Genomic DNA, 23,418 nt, shown 5'->3' with positions numbered 1-23,418 from the left:
GCTGGGTGCGGTGAAAGTCGCACGCCCAGATCTAACCGAGAGGGGCGGGGAATAATATCCCCCCTCGACTCAACCTATTTGTAAAAACACTTCTTCTGGCTCCTTCCTTCTGCCTCAAATTAATTCAATAGACCTCTTGCAAAAATAATTAGGACGGGCTCTCCGGCCCATCCCACAAGAAAAAATAACTCTTGTGGGATGGGCCGGAGAGCCCGTCCCATCAATTGAGGAAAAGGATTTTTAAAAGAGGTCTAATCTCCCTTACTCCGCTGATGGCAAAGGAGTTTCCGCTTCTTGGGGCGGCGGAATTTCCGCAGGAGTCGATTCCGGCGACGGCGAGAGACTCTCGCTATCGGGCGGCGGAATTTCGGCAGGAGTCGATTCGGGCGACGGCGAGGGACTCTCGGCCCCGGGCGAGGGAGTCTCCGAAGGACTTGGGGCGGGAGTTTCCGGCGGTGGCGGAAGTGGTGCGGGATCTGGCTGGCGGCTTTGGAGGCTTTGCACCCACAAACCTAAACCGCCGCCGGCTAATATCAGCCCCAACACCCCCAGTAGGGGCAGCGGCAGCTTGGATCGCCGTTTTTGAACTGGTTCCGGGGCGGGGGAAGTTTCGGGGTACAACAACTGTTTGGACGATTCTGAAAGCTGAGATTCTGGAACCCTCCCGGACTTCTGGAGGGACGCAGCGACGAGGGAAGGCGGCAGCGACACCGAGGCTGACACGGGCGCTGACGCCGGCGCTGAGGCCACCGCCGGATCAAACAGTACCAATCTCTCCGGCGACATCCGACAGTGAGTCGCTACCACGGAGGTGTTGTCATAACCATTTTTCTCGTTGGCGAGACGAATCCAAGACTGAACTGCCGCTTCCAAAGACATTTTGCCCTCAAGCACCTCTGGGCCATAATTCTCCCAAGATTTCTCTACCCAGTCGTTGTCGCTCAAACCGTCGGAACACAGCAGCAGTAAGCCTTCCTCTTCGACAATAAATCGCTGAATCGTCGGGCGCAGGAAATCGGCATCCCGCGTTCCCAAAGCTTGAGTCAGGGCTCCTGCATCGGATCGCAGTTGAGTCTCCCAATATAAACAATGTCCTAGCTGGACTTCCCTTGAGGCTACGTCGTCGTCCACAGTCAGCCGGTGACAGTAATTTCTGCCAATCCAATAAGCGCGGCTGTCTCCAACATTGACTAAATAAAGTTCGTGGCTGTTATTTGAGGGCAAATCCTCGGAATTTTTCACTTTTTGAGGCAACTGGAGGGCCATCACCAAAGTCGTCCCCATCCGTTGCCGCAACTCTTTTCCCTGCTCATTATTTTGAGCAGAAATCACATTATTCACAACTCGGACTATTTCTTCGAGTTGCTTGATCACCATTGTTGGCGTCATCAACTCTTCTTGTTGAGCAATTTCTGCGAGCAAATTTTGGATTAAAGCTTTCAGGGATTGCACGGCTAATTGACTGGCAACTTCTCCTCCTTCGTGGCCTCCAACCCCGTCGCAAACCATTGTTAAGTAAGGAATTAATTTCTCGCCCCCTGAAGTTTTGCTAAATTGAAAATCAGCAGCAACCGGATAGCAACTGTCTTCATTTTGGGAGCGCTGTGGCCCGGTATCAGTCATGCCGACTACTTCTAAGTGCAGAGGCAATTGAGCGGCTTGTTCTAATAGTAAATCGTTTAGTTCCAGGGCGATCGCGTCGAAATTCATGCTGCTGCGGCGCATAAACTGACAAATTTCTCCGAGTTTCGACTGCACCTCGGGTTGCGCTGATTCCACCAAACCTGACCACACATCTCCCAAGTCCCGTAGCGTCGGTACAAAATTGCCCCGGTGCAGTTCCAGCAGGCGTACCCGCCAACCTTCCACCCGCAAATTTTCCGGTACCAGCAAACTCGAAGCGACTCCCTGTTCCGATAGTCGCGCCCACAGTTGGAGCATTTGCCACAGCCAGTAAACTTGGCGCGCGGCGGTTGTCCCAGACCAAGCTTCTAAAATAGAAGGATACAGGCGACCGAAATTATTGATGGGCACATTTTGCAACAACAGCACTTCTGTGGCTTCCGGTGCTTCCCCAAGCGAACAAAAACCGTATACTTCCGGCGTATGCAGCCGTTGGGGATACAAATGCAGGTAAGGCATAATCGTATCCGGCAGTTGTTCCGGGACGCTCGGAGGCAAAGCTGGACGGCTGTCGAGCCAGATTTGAGGTGCAATGACAAAGTATCGATCGGCTATTACCTTACCCGTCGGCACTTCCTCGGCTGCTTGCCCTACCACCCACACATAGCGATAAATTAAATCCGTTTCGCACGCTGCACAGTGCTGGCGGCCAAAGGTATTGCGGGGATCGGGACAGCTAAGATTCGGGCAATAAATGGGTTCGGAGAAACTGCTGATCATATCGAAATAGTTTGTGTAAAAAGATTCTGAAGATATATGATTCGCCAGCCCAAATTCATGAGCTTGAGAATAAACTGATTTTAGCCCCTATCAATTTCTTAACTGCCTTTGGGCCCGTAGAAATTGTAGTTTCTGCCAGCCTGCACCGGCTTAAATTGTAATTTAAGTTACTAAACTCAGACTTCGAGTACGATGGAAGCCTCAACCTGGTACCGCTGCGCGAAAAATCGCTCTGAGTGGCTGCAAGTCGCAAACCCTTGCATAGTCAGTTGTTGGCAATTCTTAAATCTTAAATTTCCAATCTAAGATCTAAATAGTATCACCTATTCTTTTTATGATCTTGACTCCTACGCTCCTTTGGCTGATAGCTGGGTCTTTGCTCTGTTTGGCAGAGCTATTTCTCCCGACTGCTTTTGTCGCTTTTATGATGGGACTGAGCGCCTTCGCGGTAGCTGGATGCTCTCTAGTTCTACCTTACGTTAATTTACAAATATTCCTGTGGATGGTATTTTCGACAGTTTTTGTGCTGGTGTCTCGGCGGTTGATACCAAAAGGCACCGCAAGGGCGATCGCAGATTCTCAGGAAGCCAAAACTTTAACAGAAATTCCCCCCGGAGAAGCCGGTCGAGTCATTTATGAGGGGAATTCTTGGCAAGCTCGCTGCGAAGACACGAAGGCCACTATCCCCCCCAACCAAAACGTAATTGTCGTCGGACGAAAAGGCACTACTCTGATAGTTTTGCCTGAAAATCTCTTGCATTCTTAAACAAAATGCGTAATTAATCACAGACAATTAGTAGTTAGTCATCAGTCTTTAGTCAACATTTAACAGTCAACACTCAACACTCAACATTTATAGGAGGCGACCGTGGAACAATTTTTTTTACTTGTATTTTTAGCACTCGGCGGCTCAGCCCTCGCAGGTTCCGTCAAGATTATCAATCAGGGAAATGAAGCGCTGGTGGAAACTTTAGGTAAATACAGCGGCAGGAGACTGGAACCCGGTTTGAATTTTGTCAAGCCGTTTCTCGATCGCGTCGTGTACGAGCAAACCATTCGGGAAAAAGTCTTAGATATTCCTCCGCAAGCTTGTATTACCCGCGACAACGTTTCCATCACTGTTGATGCTGTGGTTTACTGGCGCATTGTAGACTTGGAAAAAGCTTGTTACAAAGTAGAAAATCTCCAGTCAGCAATGGTAAATATGGTGCTGACTCAAATTCGTGCCGAAATGGGTCAACTGGATCTCGAACAAACCTTTACTGCTCGTTCTCAAATTAATGAAATATTGCTCAGAGATTTAGATATTGTTACCGATCCTTGGGGAGTGAAAGTAACGCGGGTAGAACTGCGGGATATTATCCCTTCTAAAACTGTACAGGAATCGATGGAATTGCAGATGGCAGCCGATCGACGCAAGCGGGCGGCAATTCTGACATCCGAGGGCGAACGCGAGTCAGCAGTTAATAGCGCCAAAGGTAAAGCAGAAGCGCAAGTTCTGGATGCAGAAGCGCGCCAAAAAGCGACTATTTTGGAGGCGGAAGCTCAACAAAAGGCGATCGTCCTGAAAGCTCAAGCAGAACGCCAAAGTCAGGTTTTGAAAGCTCAAGCTACTTCTGAAGCCTTGCAAATAATCGCCAAAACTCTGCAAAATGACCCCACTGCCCGGGAAGCTTTACAATTTTTGTTAGCTCAAAACTATCTGGATATGGGTCTAAAAATTGGCACCAGCGACAGCAGCAAGGTGATGTTTATGGACCCGCGCAGCATTCCCGCGACGCTCGAAGGAATGCGATCGATCGTTGGGGAAGGTAATAATAATGAGGTGAAAAAGTAGGGGAGCATCTCATATTTGTAAAAACACTTCTTCTGGCTCCTTCTGCCTCGCAGCAAGAGAGCCTCCTGCCTCAAAACTCCAATTTTGGGCTTGGCTGCTTTCATTGAGATGCTCCCAAAAGTAGGGGAGCATCTCACATTTGTAAAAACACTTCTTCTGGCTCATTCCTTCTGATATCGTTTCCGGTTGCATCGGAATCATAAAATCGAGTCAACAGTTAACACTCAACTATTCAGTTTTTCGACCCCTCCTTCTACAGTCAACAGTCAACAATCACGGACGGTGTAACCGGAATTGATATGACTCTTTCCTCCTGCCTCGCAGCAAGATAGCCTCATGCCTCAAAACTCCAATTTTGGGCTTGGCTGCTTTCATTGAGATGCTCCTTTTGGTATTTGGTATCTATTTAAACATCGATATTCAGGCAACTTCTCTTGGTCGTTAACCTAATAACTCGACATAGTTAAAACGATCGCCTCCCTATCTCCCAACACCAAACCATACTCCAAACCCTCAACAACTGCTTGATAAGAAGCATCCAAAATATTACCAGAAACCCCCACAGTCGTCCAGCGGTCTTGACCGTTGCTAAACTCAGCCAACACGCGAGTTTTAGCAGAAGTTCCGGCACATCCGTCCAGAATTCGCACCTTATAATCTGTTAAGTTAAAATCAGTAATTGCCGGATAAAAATTCCGCAAAGCCTTCCGCAAAGCCGCATCAAGTGCAGAAACAGGCCCGTTTCCTTCCGCGCATTCCAGAATATCTTGACCGTTAACAGTCACTTTCACGGTTGCTAAAGAATTAACTGTTTCCTCCTTACCTTTATCACAGTGAACTTGAAAACCTTTGATTTCAAATAAATGCTTCCGCTTTCCCAAAGCCTCCCGCATTAACAATTCAAAAGAAGCCTCAGCACCCTCAAATTGATATCCTTGACTTTCCAAATCTTTCAATTTTTCCAAAATTTGGCGGCAAGCAGGATTTTTGCGATCGAGATCCATGCCAAAAGTGCGCGCCTTCGCCAAAACATTGCTCAAACCGGCTTGATCCGAAATCACAATTCGCCGCCTGTTGCCAATTTTTTCCGGTTCCAAATGTTCGTAAGTTAACGGATTTTTTTCAACAGCCGAGACGTGAATTCCGCCTTTGTGAGCAAAAGCCGAAAGACCCACAAAAGGAGCATGATCATCGGGAGCAAGATTGACAATTTCGCTAATCGATCGACTTACTTGAGTTAATCTAACTAATTGCTCGTCTTCAATGCAATCATAACCTAACTTTAGCTGAAAATTTGGAATCAAAGAACATAAATCCGCATTGCCGCAGCGTTCGCCGTAACCGTTAATAGTTCCCTGTACCATCCTCACTCCTTCCCGCACAGCAGCCAAAGCATTAGCAACCGCAACTCCTGAGTCGTTGTGAGTGTGAATTCCTAATTGTAAAGATTTTTCACGATTGGTTCCTAAAGCTTCTAAAACCTCACGAACAACCTGACTGACTTCGTGAGGTAAAGTACCCCCGTTAGTATCGCAAAGTACCAGCCATTCTGCACCAGCATCGGCGGCAGCTTCTAAAGTTTTAATAGCATAATCTGGATTGTGTTTGTAGCCGTCAAACCAGTGTTCGGCATCGTAAATAACGCGCCTTCCCTGACTCCGCAAATATTCAATTGTATCTCGAATCATCGCCAGATTTTCTTCTAGCGTTGTCTTCAAACTTTCAATAACGTGCAAATCCCACGACTTGCCAAACAACGTCACCCAGCGAGTACCGGCGGACAAAATAGCCTGCAACATTTCATCATTAGCTGCCGTAGTTCCCGGCCGCCTAGTCGAACAAAAAGCTACAACTTCTGCTTGAGTTAGGGGCTGTTCTTTGAGACGCCAAAAAAATTGTACGTCTTTAGGATTTGCCCCTGGCCAGCCGCCTTCAATAAAGGGAATTCCTAAACTGTCTAACTGTCGAGCGATTCGCAGTTTGTCTTCGAGAGATAAGGAGAGTCCCTCGCACTGAGCACCGTCTCGCAGCGTGGTATCGTAGATCCAGAGCCGATTTGTCATGGGAAATTGCGATCGAGAAATTGGTAATATATCACTTACCATATTAGATGAATTTATTTGAATTTAATGCGATAATATATAGGAAAATTAACATAAATCTAATTGGGGTAAATTGCTGTGGTCAAGGTACAAGCGCAAGGAAAAACATTTGAGTGCGATCGCGGAGCCAATCTCCGTGAAGTTTTGCTCAAAAACGGCATTGATCTCTACAACGGCAATGCCAAAGTCATCAACTGCCACGGCCTCGGCACTTGCGGCACCTGCGCCGTCACCGTCGAGGGCGAAGTTTCCGAGCCCCAGTGGCGCGAAAAAGCCCGACTTTCGGTTCCTCCCCATTCTTCCACCTCCAACCGCCGTTTGTCCTGCCAAACCAAGGTTTTAGGCGATATTAAGGTGACAAAATATGACGGTTTCTGGGGTCAAGGTTCTGAAACTGTCTGGAAACCCCAAGCATAGATTGTTTGTTAAGAAAGGCTGATAGGACGATCGCCTTGCCAGATAATCTGTAAGACTCGCATAATAATTCTAACTGTAAGGTGTGCTTAGCGCACCTTACCCTAAAGAAAGCCGAGAGGTCAAAAAAGCCAGAAAGTCCATATAAAAGTTAATGAATTCATCTAAAGATATTCTGATTATTGGCGGCGGAATAATCGGCCTTTCGCTAGCAGTAGAACTGAAATTGCGAGGGGCGTCTGTCGCGGTTCTCACCGCCGATTCTAAACAACCGACGGCGCGGGCTGCTGCTGGAATGCTTGCCCCGCAAGCCGAACGAATTCCCCCCAGTCGGATGCTAGAGTTGTGCTTGCAAAGCCGCGCACTGTATCCCGCCTGGGTGGAACAGCTAGAAGATATTACCGGATTGAAAACGGGATATTGGCGATCGGGAATTCTCGCACCCGTGTGTCAAAATGAGCCTCAAGAAAAGCCGCTTTTGTCAAACCTTAATTATCAATGGTTGGACAGAGATACTGTTCGCCGGCATCAGTTTGGATTAGGTCAAGAAGTAATAGGCGGTTGGTGGTATCCTGACGACGCTCAAGTTGACAACCGCGCTTTATTTCGGACGCTTCAGGCAGCAACTAAAGAATTGCAGATTGAGATTATTCAAGGCAATGCAGGGGAAATTATTCGGCAGGAAAAGCGAGTTGTTGGCATTGAAACAACAGCAGGAAAATTGCAAGCAGACCGTTATGTTTTGGCTGCGGGTGCTTGGTCTGAGCAGTTATTGAATGTTCCTGTTTTTCCAAGAAAGGGACAAATGCTGTCAGTATGTGTACCAGAAGATTGGGGAGTTATCCAGCCCCTGCAAACCGTTCTATTCGGGACGGGCATTTATATTGTGCCGCGTCAAGATGGCCGAATTATTATTGGTGCAACTAGCGAAAATGTGGATTTCACGCCGGGAAATACCCCTGCGGGAATCCAAACTTTGCTAGCAGGAGCGATTAAGCTATATCCCGAATTACAAAATTATCCGATTCTGGAGTTTTGGTGGGGATTTCGGCCAGCTACTCCTGATGAGTTGCCGATTTTGGGTGCTAGTGCTTGGGAGAATTTGACATGGGCTACGGGGCATTACCGCAATGGCATTTTGTTGGCTCCGGTGACGGCTAAATTGTTGGCTGATTTGATGTGGGAGCAAAAGTTAGATCCGTTATTGGCTGCTTTTCATTATTCGAGGTTTGAAGCTTCAGCACTTACTTGAACCTCTATACGTAGGGTGCAACGTACCTTACTGCTATAATAGGCACATCCAAGCATTTTTTGGTAAGTCTTTAATTAGTTTGCATCCTGTTTTTTGGGTTGGTTTAATTCCCGGCATTTAGCTGCAGCCAAATCGTAAGCATTTTGGTAATCGCTACCGCCTAACATCAAATCGCCGTAATATTCATAAGGTTGATTGCCATAAATCGGCAGCGGGTCGTCTTCAGGGTAATCTTCTTTTGATTCTTCTAGGATTGCTTTGAGTTTCTTGACGCTGAAGCGCTGGACTGGGAAGTAATGAATGTCTTGAGCGATGAAACCGAGATGGGGAAAGGTGGGGTCAATAATTCGCTCGTCGAGTTCAATCCAGCTATATTCGATGGGTTTATATGGCACTCCCGGCACGGCTAAAAAGCCTTGAACATAAATCGCGCCCTCGGTGGCTAACGCTGCTTTATAAGCGTTGTCAAAGCAGTTTTTACGGTTGCTTTTGATGCGAGCGGCCATTTCAATAGAAAACGCCTCATCTAATAGTTCGGTCATAATCCCTTCTAGTCGCGTGTGCGATTAGATTGTAGCAAATCCGAGCTATCTCCGAGCACAAAAAACGCAGGCAATTGCGATCGCTCCTCAAATTCTCTTCTCAAGGACTTTAGCCAAAATCCTCTGCGGTTGTGGATGTTGTGTCAGCTTTGGTTTCCGGGGCAGGCGGTTTCTCGATCGCGCTTATAGCCCGCCAATACAAAGTTTTCGCCAGTATCCCAACTTTTGAGCGTGCGATCGAGTTGGGCTAGAACCCGGTAGAGTAAAGTGTGGCACAGACGATGCAAGCAAAAATAGTGGCATAAATTACTGAATGGCGTGCAACCAACCAATGATATTCATGCCTTCCGGTGCAGCGATTTGTTCGGCTGTTGACAGGCTTCACAGTTTTTTCTGTAAACAAAGCAGAGTTGTGATAACCTCATAAATGTGCAAAAATCGGTTCCAACAAAAAAACCTTTGGAAGAAACGGGGAAAGTCCGGCGTAAATCCGCCCCTGTCCCCCAAATGTAATGAGATTATACAGTCTCTACGGTTCCGCATCACTTGCAATTCCTAACTGAATTATCGCTAACAGATTATCTGTAACGACTGTCAAGAGAGCCATCCTCTATCTCAATTTTGCTTCAAATCATTGCGACATACCATCCCACCCAAGAAATTATTCTGCTAACAAATGACGGTCAAATAGAAATCGATTTTCTGCAACAATTAGAAATTACTCTGGCCGTTTGTTATGAGCAACTACGTCAATGCTGGGATTAATTTCAGCTTGGCGAAACCACCAAAAGGACGAGCTAATGAACTAAATATTATCAGCAGTTTTGTAAACTCTGGGTCAATTTTCAACCGCGATTCACCCAATTACCTGCAATAAAACAATTCCAAAAATAGCCAGCATCTCCTGATGGTAAGCTAAGCACTGATCCACACACCATAGACATACTGAATGAAAAACGCGATCAAAAAGTCGGATTTTGTGCTAGCTCCTTATATGAAGAGCAACAACTTGAAAGCTAGTTGCCAAATATTAAATACAGTGATTCCTTATACATTTTTATGGTTTTTAGCCTTTAAAGCGGCTGCCATTTCTGTATTCCTGCTGCCGCCGATAATGGTGTTGATGACACTTTTTTCAGGACGTTGTTTCTCTTTGATGCACGATTGCGGACACTATTCTCTTTTTAGCTCCAAAAAAGTCAATCGCATTATGGGTTTTATACTAGGTATCATCAATGCGATTCCTCAGTACCCCTGGTCGAGGGGACACGCTTATCACCACAAACATAATGGTAATTGGGATATGTACCGAGGCCCTTCGGCATTGATATCCACCGAAAAATTTGCGGCGCTAAGCCCATTTAGTCAAAAGATTTATCAGTTACTCAGACACCCATTGATGCTGTTTCCCGGTGGTTTTTTCTATCTAATTATTAAGCCAAGACTCGCGCTCATCTTGGGAATTACGGGTTTTATCCGACATATTTTTGCTTGTCTCAAGCAAGATTTTGGTATGGGTTTATCTGCAATTATTGCTTCTTATAAATCCAAACATTGGTATACGACGGCTGAATTTTGGGATTTACTGTTCAACAATATTTGTGTTGTTGGTAGCTGGATTTATCTGAGCAACTTACTGGGGTTTGGCTTTTTCTGGAGTGTTTACTCAATTGTCATGACTTGTTCTGCAGCGATATTTATCTGTATTTTCTTTGTTCAGCATAATTTTGACGGTTCCTACGCCCACAAAACAGAGGGCTGGGACTATCTGCTGGGCGCAATAGAAGGCAGCAGTTATCTGAAATTACCAACTATTCTTAATTGGTTTTCGGCTGATATTGCTTACCACAATATTCATCATCTCTCTGAGCGAATACCTAACTATAATCTTCGGGCTTGTCACAATGCTAATATTCACCTGCTGGCTAATTCAAAATCACTGACAATTCGCGATATTCCTGACTGCTTCCAATTCATTCTTTGGGACGCTGCTTCAGATAGTCTGCAATCGATTACATTATTTCAACAACAAGAAGAAATTCCCTTGAGTAATGTAGCTAATTAAAATCGGTGGGCAATAAATTTGGTTGCTTCTTTATCCCCACAATCCTATGATCTCGTTTCCGGTTGCACCGGAATTATATAGAGGACACGGCAGAGCTGTGTCCCTACACGGATTAATTGTAGGGACACAGCTCTGCCGTGTCCAGGCTGTGAATAATATTAATTCCGATGCTAGCGGATTTGATATAACTCAAAGTATCTGTCACTTGTCAATGCAGCAATTCCTCTAATTTTTGCTGGTTCCACAAATACTGATAAAGCCCTGTTTGCCCTACCAATTCAAGGTGAGTGCCGCTCTGAACTATTTCTCCTCTCTCCATCACAAAAATGCGATCGGCACTGGCCGCCGCTGACATTTGATGCGAGATAAAAATTACTGTTTTGCGATCGGTTCCCGTTGCCAAGTTTCGCAAAATGTCGGTAGCAGTTTGATTGTCAACGCTGGAAAGAGCGTCATCCAAAATGAGCACGGGGGCGTCAACTAACAAAGCGCGAGCAAGTGCTGTCCGCTGCCGTTGTCCGCCGGATAAAGTAATGCCGCGCTCGCCGACAACTGTTTTGTACTGCTGGGGAAAGTTGAGGATTTCGGCGTGAATTTGCGCTTGTTTTGCTGCGGCTTCAATCTCCGGCTGTTCCGCTAAAGGGTTTCCGTAGCGGATGTTATTCTTAATGGTAGTGCCGAACAGGAAACTTTCTTGCGGAACGTAGGCGATCGCCCCCCGCAATTCGGTCAATTTTACCTCGGTAATATCCTGTCCGTCTACAAATAACTGACCCCGATCGATGTCCAGCAGTCTGGGCAGTGCATTAGCTAAAGTTGATTTTCCTGAGCCGATCGCCCCAACAATTGCGACAGTTTCGCCCGGTTTTATGGTAAAATCAACATTTTTAAGCGCGGGTGTCTTAGCACCTGGATAAGTATAATTTAGATGGCGAGCTGCAATTTCGCCTTTGACTGGAGTTGCCAGTTCCACTGCATCGGCAGCATCCTTAATTTGCGGTTCCACAGTCAGAATTGATTCGATGCGATCGACACTCACTTCTCCCCGCTGGTAAGCAGTAATTGTGAAACCCAACAGCGCCGTCGGAAACACCAAACGCTCCACATAAATCAGCAACGCCACAAAATCGCCAATGCTAATTTGGCCATTAGCAATTGCCCCCCCACCAGCAGAAAGCAGCACCAACAAACTAATGCTTGCCAAACCGCCCAGCAGCGGAAAAATAAAGTTTCTAGTTTTTGCTAATTCCAAGTTTGCTGATAGCAACTTCGCATTGGAATTGCGAAAAGCTCGGCGTTCGTTTTCTTCTTGAGCGTAGATTTTAATTACTGACATCCCGCTCATATCTTCCTGAATTAAATCGCTCATCGCCGACAATTCCTCTTGCACGGCTAACTGTTGGATGCGAAGTTTGTCGCTAAATAACTGTACCAAAACCAGCATTAAAGGATAAACTGCGATCGCAAACAGTGTCAGCCTTACATTAATCCCCAGCATCACCGGCAAAGTCAAAGCATAGGCAAATGCCGTATTCGCCAAACTCAGCACTGCAAACCCCACCAAGCGCCGAATATTGTCCAAATCGGAAGTAGCCCGGTTAATTAAATCTCCTACCGTATTGGCTGCAAAATAAGACGGTTCTAATGTTAATAAATGATTAAATATTTGCTGTTTGAGGTCAAATTCTACTTGACGCCCCACGCCAAACAGCAGAATCCGCGACACCATCCGAATTACCCACATAATGGAGGCGAGGATCAGAATTAGTGCCACGAAGTTGAAAACTTCGTCAAATTTAGTCGCAACTTGGAGAGTGTCAACTGAATTCCGAATCAGCAGGGGAATGTAAACGCCCACAGCATTGACAATTAATAGCGAAAAAATGCCCCAGAATGTTGGCTTCCAGTGCGGGCGCATATAAGAGCCGAGTTTTTGCAGTCGAGAATAACGAGCCATAGGAAGAAGGAAGAAGGAAGAAGGTTCGGCAGCGGATTTTGTAACGGATGTAACGGATGGATGCTGAAGGAAGAAGGAATCTTCCTCAAGGTTTTCAGCAATTAAGAACGTCCTAATAATCTTGGCGGTTGCTATAGGGATGAGAATTAAATAAAATCCACTTTTCATGACTGTTGTGGGATGGGCGTCCCGCCCGTCTATTGGGGACGGGCGGGACGCCCATCCCACAAGAAAAAAGGGAAATTATTTAATTGACGATCCATAGAAGGTAGAAATCTGAAAAAAGAATAGAAGCTCTATCGAAAGGTAGATGACGGAAAACACAAGTTAAGAAATTTTTAATAAAAATTCTGCTTTGGGATAACGCGCCATCAAAATTAGGTTTTGACCTCAACCAAAACCTGAGTATATCGATATGTAACAAACCACATTATATCTGTGGCGACACGAGATATGTGGGGACACGGCAATGCCCTGTCCTTAGCCACCCGGAACGATCGCCCAAATCTCCCATCCGTCCCCGCAATCCCGCCCAGCGTTGAGTCGCGCTACAATCAAAAATCGATCGACTTAGCACTCAGCCTCAGAGAGTGCTAAATTTGCTAATGTAAGCGATTGGAGACAAACATGACCAAAATAGTTGCATTTAGCGACAAATCTCGGCGGGCACTAGAACGCGGCGTCAATCAACTCGCCGATGCAGTCCGCATCACCTTGGGCCCGAAAGGCCGGAACGTCCTATTGGAAAAGAAATACGGCGCTCCCCAAATTGTTAACGACGGTATCACCGTTGCTAGGGAGATCGAACTCGAAGACCCCCTGGAAAATGCCGGCGCTCGCTTAATTCAAGAAGTCGCCTCCAAAACTAAAGATATCGCAGGCGACGGCACAACAACCGCAACGGTTCTAGCTCAATCCCTCATTCGCGAAGGTTTGAAGAATGTCGCAGCAGGTGCAAACCCAGTCGCGCTGCGCCGGGGTATTGAAAAAACGATCGCCCACTTGGTGCTGGAAATCGAGAAATTGGCGAAACCCGTCGAAGGGGCTGCAATTGCTCAAGTCGCCACTGTCTCCGCCGGTAACGACGAAGAAGTCGGCGCCATGATTGCCCAAGCAATGGAAAAAGTCACCAAAGACGGCGTAATTACTGTTGAAGAGTCGAAATCTCTGACAACAGAATTGGAAGTTGTCGAAGGGATGCAGTACGATCGCGGATATCTTTCTCCCTATTTCGTCACCAACACCGATCGCATGGAAGTTGAGTACGAAAACGCTCGCATCCTGATTACCGACAAAAAAATTAGCTCGATTCAAGAACTCATTCCAGTTCTCGAAAAAATCGCCCGCACCGGTCAACCGCTGCTAATTATCGCCGAAGATATTGAAGGCGAAGCTTTGGCAACTCTGGTAGTCAACAAAGCGCGCGGTGTATTGAACATCGCAGCAACGAAATCTCCTGGTTTTGGCGAACGGCGCAAAGCTATGCTTCAAGATATCGCCGTTCTTACTGGCGGTCAACTGATTTCTGAAGAAGTCGGACTCAGCATCGATACCGCAACCCTAGAAATGCTCGGTACCGCCCGCAAAATTACGATCGACAAAGAAAACACGATCGTTGTTGCTGGCGAAGAACACAAAGCTGACGTGCTAAAACGGATCGAGCAAATCCGCAAGCAGCTAGAAGCGACGGATTCCGACTACGACAAAGAAAAGCTAACCGAACGCATCGCCAAACTCGCCGGCGGCATCGCTGTAATTAAAGTCGGCGCAGCTACCGAAACCGAGCTCAAAGACCGCAAACTGCGTATTGAAGACGCTCTGAACGCTACTAAAGCTGCTGTGGAAGAAGGTATCGTTGCCGGAGGTGGCACGACGCTAATTCACCTGATTACAAAAATAGATGCGATCGCAAATACTTTAGACGCCGAAGAACAAGTAGGCGCTGACTTGGTGAAGAAAGCTTTGGAAGCACCTTTGCGTCAAATCGCTGATAATGCGGGTGTTGAAGGTTCCATCGTCATCGAGCGAGTGCGGGCGAGCGAGTTCAACATTGGATACAACGCTCTCACCGACGTGTACGAAGATATGATTGCCGCCGGGATTATTGACCCGGCTAAGGTGGTGCGATCGGCTTTGCAAAATGCCGGTTCCATCGCTGGTATGGTTTTGACCACTGAAGCTGTGATTGTCGAAAAACCCGAGAAGAAAAAAGCCGGCGGCGACATGGGCGACATGGGCGGCATGGGCGGCATGGGCGGCATGGGCGGCATGGGCGGCATGGGCGGCATGGGCGGCATGGGCGGCATGGGCATGATGTAGTCTTCAGCCATTAGTTTGTAGCCTGTAGGGTGCGCCATAAGCATCATTGGTGTCAACAAGCGCGTCTTATGTACTACCCGTCTACTGTTTGACGATTAAGGCAGCTTATCCTCCCGGCATCCCCTGATAGTCCGGGGGGCTGTTTCATTCTCTTGTAGGGGCAATCCCCCGTGGCTGCCCCGATATTTGAAACACCGATTCCCTCGTCCGTGGAGGGGGTAGGCACGGGGAGTAGGGGTAGCACTACCCTACAAAAGCCTGATTTTCGTGAGAATGAAACCGCCCTGCTTCTTAAGGGAGATGCAATGGGGCTCAGCATTAAGCTATAAGCGATAGTTCTCAGGGATTTTAAGCTGAAGTTGCCACCTCTGCAGTGCCCGCCCTCTCGGTCAACTAAAATCCTTCCCAGAAACCGCGTCTCCCCCTCTCCCCTGATCCTTTAAGACGACGGAGTTACGTTGTTGCTGTGCAAGTCTTGAGGAGATTGAAACAGAGTTTCGAGATAAACTCTCGCAGCTTGGCGATAACTGCGCGAAGCTTCAGGCGTACCGCTATCGGCATTCTGCAACAAAAACAGCGACAGGGCCGCGCAAAATACTCGGTCTAGATCCCATTCGGGATGGGTTTCCAGGTAAGTTTTGAGAGAATCGTGCAGCGTTTCGGGAATTTCAGCAAAAATACTGACTGTTGGGTTCATCATTTTTTTTAGTCTCGCTAATAAATTGAAAACAGAAACCCCCCTCGGCCGGATACAGGTGCAGGCACAGCCGAAATCAGAGCGCTCTTTTTTAGGTCGGTCGCATCATTGTGCGCTATGAGGGGGTGGGTTTGTCAATGTTGCGAAATATTACAAACTCCTTTATATAAAAAAAAGATTTACCAAAGAATGAGCTTTTTAGGGCATTTTTTGTTACATATCTTTATGTATTGGGGGGTTTATAAGGAATTAGCCAGCAAGTTAAGGAAATCCCCAATTCCGCAGCAAGATGCTACCGTGCCGTTAATTTCTGTGGAAAACTTTGTCGTATCTGTGGAAAACCTCAGACTTGCCTGTGGAAACGCTGTGGAATGTTTAGGGAAAAGTCAGGGAAAAAATAAGAATTGCAAAGGGCATGGGGCATGGGGAATGGGGCATGGGGCGTTGTTGACTGTTGACTGTTGACTATTGATTAATGTTATTGGTTATTTGTTATTAGCCACTGCAAAGGATTAACAACTGACAACTGACAACAGTCAACTGACAACAGTCAACTGACTAAGTGCCACTCTGCCGCTTTTTGCCGGATGGTGGCCAATTCTGCCGGCGGCATTTTGTCGAGATTGGCTAAGATAAAGCTCATGCGACCGATCGACTGAAGTTTGTCCCGGTGGCGCGCTAGGAAATCCCAGTAGAAGAAGTTGAAGGGACAAGCATTTTCGCCCGATCGCACTGTGCGATCGAATTTGCACCCCCGACAATAATTGCTCATTTTATTAATGTAATTGGCAGAAGCAGCATAGGGCTTCGAGGCCAACACACCGCCGTCAGCAAACAAACCCATACCCAGCACATTAGTCTGCATTACCCAGTCATAAGCATCCACAAACGCACTGTGGAACCATTTTTCTAGCTCCTGGGGCGAGATTCCCGCAATTAGGCCAAAATTGCTCAAAATCATCAACCGCTGGATGTGATGCGCGTAACCGCTGCCTTCGACTTGAGTTAAAACTTGGCACAAACAGTTCATATCTGTTTTACTAGCGTCCCAAAAAAACTCCGGCAGCGGCTGAGTGTGGTTGAACCAATTCTTCTCAAAATAATCAGCATCCACGTAAAAATACATACCGCGAATGTATTCTCGCCAGCCCAGAATTTGGCGGATAAAACCTTCGACGCTGTTTAAATTTAAGTTATTGTCGAGGTAGGCTGTTTCGGCGGCTTGAATAACTTCTAAAGGATGAAGTAATCCAATATTGAGATACGGAGAAATTAGGGAATGCCACATTGTTTCCTCCCCCGTTACCATCGCGTCTTGATAAGAGCCAAAAGCGGGGAGAGACTGTTCGATGAAATTATCTAATACTTGCAGTGCTTGCTCTCGTGTAACCGCCCAGCGAAAAGGTTCAATCTTGCCGTAAGTTGGGAAAGATAGAGATTTAACTTGTGCGATAACTTCTTGAGTTATGGCGTCCGGTTCAAACCATAGAGGTTTCGGGGTATCCAGTTTTCCTTTGGGTGGCTGACGATTTTCTTTGTCAAAATTCCACTTCCCTCCCACAGGTTTATTGCTGCTATCCATTAAAACTTGAAAACGCTGGCGGCTGGCTCGATAGAAGTCTTCCATTAACAAACGTTTGCGGCTTGAAGCCCAATCTTTGAATTCTGTTTCTGTCCAGAGGAATTGATTGTTGGGAATTAGGGTTGTTTGACAGGGGAGTTGCAAGTTTTGAACGATCTGTAAAAAAGGTCGATCGTTCGGAGCCATCACCCGCACTTCGGTGATATTCTGAGCTTGTATCCAAGCTTTGAGAGGTGCTTCAAAGTCCTCCGATTTTGTGTAAGTAACTTGCCATCCACTGTCGCGCAATTCTTTCGCGAAGTGCCGCATTGCCGACCAAATTAATACTAATTTTTGTTGGTGGTAGCGCCGCTGTTGAACGTGCTGCCAAGATTCAATTAAAATTATCGGTAGGGAGGATTTATCATCTGTGCGGTTGAGAGCAACTTGGTTCTCCCACAATTGATCGCCTAATATCCAAACGCCAACAGTCATTTTACTTTTTGTGAGTGAAAGTTATCTTTTACTTTTTATGAGTCCTGGTGGTCTAGTCAAAAAACTTAATTTATTGACCACTCACAACTCATAAGTTTTTAGGTTATCCTGAAAACTTACTAGAGCATAACATTGATTTCCAAAGATAGGGACACCGACCAGCAAATTTAAATCTTATGTCTGTGTATCCTTCAGATGTCAATAACTTGGTCAGCGTCTCTACTGAAAAAAATTTAATGTGACCGTTATCCCAAAGAACGGTAAAATGTTTATCTAGTTTGCCAGAGACCGCTAAAGCCAGATTTTTTAAATAGCCGTGATATGGTGTGGAAATAATTAATTTTCCTCCCGGCTTGAGGCATTTTTTCGCAGTTTTTGCTAGCTCTTTAGGATAAAGCAAGTGTTCGATTACTTCAATAGCTAAGACAACATCAAATGAGTTCACAGTATCGGTATCTGGAAGGTCGTAAATATCTGCTTCGATAAACTGACATTCGGGGAAACTTTGACTGGAGATGGCAATTCCGGCCGCTGAACTGTCAACGCCGACAACTTCGCAGCCGTGCTCTGCGATAACGTGACTGAGGCTGCCATTGCCACAGCCGAGATCCAAAACTCGGAGTTTTGTCTTGCTGGTCTGCTGAAGTGTCGCCAGCATTTCTAAAAGGGGAGATATCAAATATGCGTGATGATATCTCGGACGGTTGTTTGTGTAATAATACGTATAATTGCTAAAGTTTTTTTTCATCGATTAAGCTATGGAGATTATTGCCGAGACCGCGAATTTACCGAGCGTGGGTACACTGTTTGAGCTAAGGTTCCCCACATTAGGGTTGTCAGAGTTGATCGGCAGCTCGATCGTCTCATTCTTTTTGTTTGACAGGTGAATTATTGTCACTGAATCAATCAGATGGCAAAAGAAATATTTGACAAGGTGCAAAATCTCGCATCGCCCATCTCTGGCCCATTTCTCGAAGGCCTTGGGAAAGAAAAAGTCCGATCGAGCAAGAATGATCTCTGTACACTAACCGGAAACCGAACTTTTTGCCTGTTAATTGGGGGCGAGTGCATCTATGCGATTCTAGCTTCAAGCCACTGCGGTATGTCCACCCGACGCTTTCTGCAGCCTGAAAAATAGGCATCTGGGCGATCGGGTGTCACTCGCTCCGAGAATTGTGAAGGGAAGTGTGACCGAAATCACAGGCATTTGCCCAACAAATTGCTCAGCATCTTTTAGTCCACACACTTAGAATCGAGATTACTACAGTGGCTTCTATAATTGTGTTTAAATGTTGTTCTGAAGCTGTGTTGTCCAGTCAGCAGAGCCCCCTAGACAGATTCATGCTTTCGGTCTGGTTTATTTCACTGTAATGGTCGCTGTTGGGTGTTGCACCTTAATTTAGATATTTCCTATGGTTAAGTTAGGTCAATCCTCCTTTCGCCGTATTTTACTGTCGCGGATTTTGTTGCTCAGCGTACCTGTTCTACTGGTGGGGGAGTATGTTACCTATCGCAAGGCACGCTCGACGCTTCTGGAAACTGCTCGTCAAAACTTGACAGAAAGTGCAGTCAGAAAAGCAGACACTATTGAACAGTGGGCGAAATCGCTGAAGTCGAATCTGATCGGCGCTTCGGAAAGCTCGATGTTGCAGTCGGTAGATCCGAAGGATTATCAAAAGTTTATCGCCCAATTAGGGCAGCGGTTGCCAGCGCAGGTTGATTGCTTGCAATTGACTAATTTAAAGACAAATCAAGTGATAGCAAGCACTTGCGGGCAACAGCCGATTCAGTCCTTGCCCGCAAAATTTTGGCCACCCGTACAGCAGCAGCAAACGCTGCTGGACGACAAGAGCGTTTACATCAGTCTGTCCTTACCTCCGCAGCGACAGGGGACAGCAAACGATCAGAAGGTGGCTTTGGGGGCTGAGGATTTTCCCGATGCGGGTAAAGAAGGCTCCGATAGCCAAGCGAGTTTGGTGTTGAGCGCTCCTGTTTACATTCGTCGGGGCAATACCCTGCAGTTGAGTTATGCTTTGAGTCTGCAGTCGGCATTGCCTGTGCAAACCAGCGCTCCCAAGGGTTCTTTAGCCGGCTATACGGTGGCGATCGACCAAGATGGGACGATCTTGGCGCACCCGAATATCAACCGCGTGGGCCGCAATATTGACCAAGAAGCAGATGCCGCTCGACTAAAAAGTATTGTCAGAAGGGCGATCGCCGGCGGCACAGCTTTTCTCCACCTATTTTCCTTTGAAAGAAATGGTGTAGAGTTGCTAGCAGGATACGCCGCTATCCCGAGTCCTTCAACTACACAGGAGAACAGCAAGTGGATTATTTTAGCTGTCTCTCGTTTAGATTACGCTCTGTCGGGTTTGGAAGAAATTCAGCAAGTTTTATTTAATTTAATTGTAGGTTTGGTTGCTGCTAGTATCATCGCCACTTTATATCTGTCTCGCGACTTGGCGCGTCCTGTGGAAAAACTGAGAGACTATGCGATGAAAGTAGATACAGAAGCGTCGCAGACAGTGCCACAAAATTTCCAAATTAGGGAATTCAATCAACTATCAGAAGCACTAAACAGCATGGTGCAGGGTCTCAGATCCAGGGCCAAAGAATTGGAAGTCGCAACCAAGGAAGCGCAAGTTGCCAATCAATTAAAGAATGAATTTTTGGGCAATATTTCTCACGAATTGAGAACCCCGCTCAACGGGATTATTGGTTTTATTCAAATTGTGCGGGACGGCTACTGCGATGACCGAGATGAAGAAATGGAATTTTTACAGCGGGCCCACGACTCGTCAATGCAATTGCTCAATATTATTAATGATATTTTGGACATTGCTAAAATAGAATCCGGCACGTTCTCCATGATGTTAGAAGTAGTTGATATTACTCAGGTACTTGAAGACGCGATTGATTTGCAAGCGACTCCAATCGAGGAAAAAGGCTTGAAGTTAAGTTTGCCAGCTCCTCACGATCCGATTATTGTTCATGCCGATCCGGAGAAGCTAAAACAGGTGTTTTTAAATGTTTTGAGCAATGCGGTTAAGTTTACAGAGTCGGGCAGCATTAATATATCTGTGCGACTAGAATCGAGGACTAATTCTGGTAGTTTTAACGGCAGTGCTGAAAATACGACTGGCACCAGCGGTCAAAGCGATTGGGTGGTGGTGACAATTAAAGATACGGGAATTGGTATAGATCCCGAGCACCAGCAGAAATTGTTTCAACCTTTTGTGATGGCTGATGGTTCTACAACTCGCAAGTTTGGCGGTAACGGTTTGGGCTTAGCTATCTCGCGAAGGATAATGGAATCTATGATCGGAAGCATTACCCTGCACAGCGCGGGCGTGAATCAAGGTACTACGGTGATGATTTCTTTGCCGGTAAACCAGCAGTCAAGTTTTTATTTTCACAGCCCCGACTTAGTAACGGAAAAGGGAAATTTCAAAAGTTGAGGAGTGATGTTCCCAATCTAAAATCTAAAATCTAAAAGGGTATTAGGGGCTGTCCGCCGAGTTCGAGGGATTTGCTCAAAGTGCTGAGAATGCGGATTAATTCGACGGAGGCGGCGCCCGAAGAGGTAAGACAGGGGGTATTTGTTTGCACGCAATTGAGGAAGCGATCGCACACTCTCCGCAGCGGTTCTACTTGTTCTAAACTCAACACTTCGCGATGGCTGAGGCTTGTTGGCTGCGGCGCGATCCTCTTCGTTGGCGTAGCCCCCGTAGGGGCGGGCTTCGCTAACGCACTTTCAAAACAGTTATTCTCTTCGCCTCGCCAATCTGGATTGCCGCGCTGCACAATCAGGGGAGTTTCTGGCGACATTTCATCAAAAATTAAGGTTCCCAAACTGCCAACAACTGTTAAGCGCCGTTGTTTGTCGGGATTTAGCCAGCACAGGTGAATAAATGCTTGAAATCCGTCGGGATAGGTGAGTGTTACCCAAACTAAATCTGCTAGTTTTTCTGCAGGATTAGTAGTCACCAGCGAAGGAGCAAATTGATTTTCCATTTCTGCTGCTTCTTGATTTATTCCTTCTTCCTTTTTCCCTTTTCCTGATTCCTTTGGAAAAACAGTACCCATCGCCCTTACTTCAATTGGCGTTTGTTCCAGCCAAGTATTGAAAATAGCGATATCGTGAACTGCCAAGTCCCAAAGGGCATCAACGTCATGGCGGACCGGTTCAAAATGGGTGCGCTGGGCGTAACCGTAGCGCAATTTTCCGAGTTGATGCTGTTGAATAATTCTTTGGCCTCGATCGACTGCTGGATGAAACAGATAAGTGTGGTCAACGAAGAGTTGCCGCTGCTGTTTTTCGGCTAATTGGCAGAGTTCTATGGCTTCAGTGAGGTTGAGGGCGAGGGGTTTTTCTGCTAAGACGTGGTAGCCTTGTTTCAGCGCTGCTGCTGCGAGAGTGTAGTGTGTGGAAGCTGGAGTAGCGATCGCCACAGCTTGCAGTCCCGGCAGGGCTTGCACTTGAGACCAATCGGTAGCTAGAATCACCGAGGCATCCAGATTAAATTGTTTTTGAACGACCGCCAATGAATCTCGATTCGGGTCTACCACCGCTAAAACTTGGCTGTTGGGATGTTCGAGAAAGTTGCGGATTAGGTTAACTCCCCAGCGACCTGCACCCAATACAGCTATTCCGATTTTCATTGATTATAATTGCAAAAATCGCACAGTAATTATAGCATAATTTGTTATTATTATCTATCTTTTCATTCAAAAAAATCACTGTTGACTGTTGCTAGTAGTTATGTAGTAGTTATTGATTATTGGTTATTGGTAGCAGCTAACAAATAACCAATAACTGATAGCACGAGTCAACAGTCAACAGTTAACAGTCAACAGTCAACTGACTATTAACTAATTTATTGAAAGCTACCTGAGCCGCTGCTTGTTCGGCCGCTTTGATCGATCGACCTTTTCCCTCTGCTACCAACTTTCCCTGAATGAGAACTTCTGCGGTAAAACGATCCTCCCCCCCCTGCACTGTCCCGGTTTCTTGCACGCTATATTTGGGCAAAGTTTTGTATTTGCCTTGAGTCAACTCTTGGAGAGCAGCTTTGTAGTTTTGGCGGGCAGGATCACTGCGGATTTCTGTCGCTAAGCGTTGAAAGTGAGAATCTAGCCAAGGGCGAATTAATTCTAAGCTCTGGGTACTCAAATAAAGCGCAGCCAGTACCGCTTCCAAAGCATCTGCCAGCCGGGGTTCAGCGCCTGTTTTGTCTGCGGCGGCGCTGCTGGAAACAATTAAATAGCGATCGAAGCCGTAACTTTCAGCGATTTTAGCAAGAATGCGATCGCTCACCAAGATCGATCGAATAGCAGCAAATTCCCCCACTGTACAGTCAGGATAAATCTCAAACAACAATTCCGACGCAGCCAGCCGCACAACTGCATCCCCGACAAACTCTAGTTGCTCGTAATTTGCTTTAGCTGACGCGCTCGCATGAGTCAAAGCTAAATCGAGGAGATGCCATTTTATCGAAGCATCCTTCGTCAGTCCCAATTTTTGAATTAATGTTTCAAGTTGCTTTTGCCGACCCGGATAAATCATACCATTTTAGATTTTAGATTTTAGATTTTAGAAGTGGCAATCACGGATGACTATCCGGGTTGGGAGGTTTTAAAAAGTGACATTATTTTTTTTAACTGGTATCAGATTCATATTAATAAAAAACTTTTCCTTAACAAACTCAATATTCCTCCCGGTGTTTATGGCGCACCTTACCCAAAATCTTCCTCCCGGTGTGCAGTGCACACCT

18 protein-coding genes are annotated in these 23,418 nt (G+C 46.4%); 9 read left to right on the top strand and 9 right to left on the bottom strand.

Going from position 1 to position 23,418, the window contains the following annotated elements:
- Positions 1-261: 261 nt before the first annotated feature.
- On the bottom strand, positions 262-2,403 hold the full coding sequence (locus QUA24_RS18790) for a protein phosphatase 2C domain-containing protein (RefSeq protein ID WP_333231203.1): 2,142 nt from the start codon (positions 2,401-2,403) through the stop codon (positions 262-264).
- A 334-nt stretch (positions 2,404-2,737) separates the two neighbouring features.
- On the opposite strand from QUA24_RS18790, the gene QUA24_RS18785 reads away from it, so the two are divergent.
- Positions 2,738-3,169 carry an NfeD family protein gene (locus tag QUA24_RS18785; protein WP_333208874.1) on the top strand — a complete coding sequence of 144 codons (432 nt, stop codon included), beginning with the start codon at positions 2,738-2,740 and terminating at the stop codon, positions 3,167-3,169.
- Between the two features lie 102 nt (positions 3,170-3,271).
- Positions 3,272-4,240, top strand: a complete 969-nt coding sequence (locus tag QUA24_RS18780; protein ID WP_333084632.1) for an SPFH domain-containing protein — start codon at positions 3,272-3,274, stop codon at positions 4,238-4,240.
- 446 nt (positions 4,241-4,686) lie between these two features.
- On the opposite strand, the gene cimA is transcribed toward QUA24_RS18780, so the two are convergent.
- The gene (gene cimA / locus QUA24_RS18775) at positions 4,687-6,345 is read right to left on the bottom strand and encodes a citramalate synthase (protein WP_445242627.1); all 1,659 of its coding nucleotides are present in this window, start codon (positions 6,343-6,345) and stop codon (positions 4,687-4,689) included.
- Between the two features lie 75 nt (positions 6,346-6,420).
- Here cimA and QUA24_RS18770 point away from each other — a divergent pair, with 75 nt between their 5' ends.
- Together QUA24_RS18770 and thiO are read left to right on the top strand one after the other, a co-directional pair.
- Positions 6,421-6,759: a 2Fe-2S iron-sulfur cluster-binding protein gene (locus QUA24_RS18770; protein WP_333084631.1), complete on the top strand. Its 339-nt coding sequence runs from the start codon at positions 6,421-6,423 to the stop codon at positions 6,757-6,759.
- 151 nt (positions 6,760-6,910) lie between these two features.
- A complete protein-coding gene (thiO, locus tag QUA24_RS18765; protein WP_333231201.1) occupies positions 6,911-8,008 on the top strand; it encodes a glycine oxidase ThiO in 1,098 nt (365 codons plus the stop codon).
- Between the two features lie 74 nt (positions 8,009-8,082).
- On the opposite strand, the gene QUA24_RS18760 is transcribed toward thiO, so the two are convergent.
- On the bottom strand, positions 8,083-8,550 hold the full coding sequence (locus tag QUA24_RS18760; protein ID WP_333231199.1) for a hypothetical protein: 468 nt from the start codon (positions 8,548-8,550) through the stop codon (positions 8,083-8,085).
- A gap of 979 nt (positions 8,551-9,529) precedes the next feature.
- Here QUA24_RS18760 and QUA24_RS18755 point away from each other — a divergent pair.
- The gene (locus QUA24_RS18755; protein ID WP_333231197.1) at positions 9,530-10,615 is read left to right on the top strand and encodes a fatty acid desaturase; all 1,086 of its coding nucleotides are present in this window, start codon (positions 9,530-9,532) and stop codon (positions 10,613-10,615) included.
- Between the two features lie 208 nt (positions 10,616-10,823).
- Here the strand turns inward: QUA24_RS18755 and QUA24_RS18750 are convergent, their stop codons facing one another.
- Complete coding sequence (locus QUA24_RS18750) at positions 10,824-12,572, bottom strand: ABC transporter ATP-binding protein (RefSeq protein WP_333231206.1); 1,749 nt, start codon at positions 12,570-12,572, stop codon at positions 10,824-10,826.
- Between the two features lie 438 nt (positions 12,573-13,010).
- Between QUA24_RS18750 and QUA24_RS18745 the strand changes: the two genes are divergently transcribed.
- Positions 13,011-13,169 carry a hypothetical protein gene (locus QUA24_RS18745; RefSeq protein ID WP_333208885.1) on the top strand — a complete coding sequence of 53 codons (159 nt, stop codon included), beginning with the start codon at positions 13,011-13,013 and terminating at the stop codon, positions 13,167-13,169.
- A gap of 30 nt (positions 13,170-13,199) precedes the next feature.
- Positions 13,200-14,891 (top strand): chaperonin GroEL, encoded by a 1,692-nt coding sequence (groL, locus tag QUA24_RS18740; RefSeq protein WP_333231195.1) that lies wholly within the window; start codon positions 13,200-13,202, stop codon positions 14,889-14,891.
- 439 nt (positions 14,892-15,330) lie between these two features.
- Here the strand turns inward: groL and QUA24_RS18735 are convergent, their stop codons facing one another.
- Positions 15,331-15,588 (bottom strand): DUF2811 domain-containing protein, encoded by a 258-nt coding sequence (locus QUA24_RS18735; protein WP_050813024.1) that lies wholly within the window; start codon positions 15,586-15,588, stop codon positions 15,331-15,333.
- 225 nt (positions 15,589-15,813) lie between these two features.
- On the opposite strand from QUA24_RS18735, the gene QUA24_RS18730 reads away from it, so the two are divergent.
- Complete coding sequence (locus QUA24_RS18730; RefSeq protein ID WP_333231193.1) at positions 15,814-16,053, top strand: hypothetical protein; 240 nt, start codon at positions 15,814-15,816, stop codon at positions 16,051-16,053.
- An 85-nt stretch (positions 16,054-16,138) separates the two neighbouring features.
- Here the strand turns inward: QUA24_RS18730 and QUA24_RS18725 are convergent, their stop codons facing one another.
- Both QUA24_RS18725 and QUA24_RS18720 read right to left on the bottom strand, forming a co-directional pair.
- The gene (locus QUA24_RS18725) at positions 16,139-17,644 is read right to left on the bottom strand and encodes a cryptochrome/photolyase family protein (RefSeq protein WP_333231191.1); all 1,506 of its coding nucleotides are present in this window, start codon (positions 17,642-17,644) and stop codon (positions 16,139-16,141) included.
- A 103-nt stretch (positions 17,645-17,747) separates the two neighbouring features.
- Entirely contained in the window at positions 17,748-18,392 is a 645-nt protein-coding gene (locus QUA24_RS18720; RefSeq protein WP_333231189.1) for a class I SAM-dependent methyltransferase, read from the bottom strand.
- Positions 18,393-19,056: 664 nt separating this feature from the next.
- On the opposite strand from QUA24_RS18720, the gene QUA24_RS18715 reads away from it, so the two are divergent.
- The gene (locus QUA24_RS18715) at positions 19,057-21,102 is read left to right on the top strand and encodes an ATP-binding protein (protein ID WP_333231188.1); all 2,046 of its coding nucleotides are present in this window, start codon (positions 19,057-19,059) and stop codon (positions 21,100-21,102) included.
- A 31-nt stretch (positions 21,103-21,133) separates the two neighbouring features.
- Here QUA24_RS18715 and QUA24_RS18710 read toward each other — a convergent pair whose 3' ends face one another.
- A complete protein-coding gene (locus QUA24_RS18710; RefSeq protein ID WP_333231186.1) occupies positions 21,134-22,306 on the bottom strand; it encodes a Gfo/Idh/MocA family oxidoreductase in 1,173 nt (390 codons plus the stop codon).
- A gap of 181 nt (positions 22,307-22,487) precedes the next feature.
- Positions 22,488-23,210, bottom strand: coding sequence for a ribonuclease III (rnc, locus tag QUA24_RS18705; protein ID WP_333231184.1), 723 nt, complete (start codon positions 23,208-23,210; stop codon positions 22,488-22,490).
- Between the last annotated feature and the right edge of the window lie 208 nt (positions 23,211-23,418).

Source organism: Microcoleus sp. Pol12B5, from assembly GCF_036701335.1.
GTDB lineage: Bacteria > Cyanobacteriota > Cyanobacteriia > Cyanobacteriales > Microcoleaceae > Microcoleus.
The sequence above is the reverse complement of the archived record's forward strand: the minus strand, read 5'-3'. Positions and strand labels throughout refer to the sequence as shown.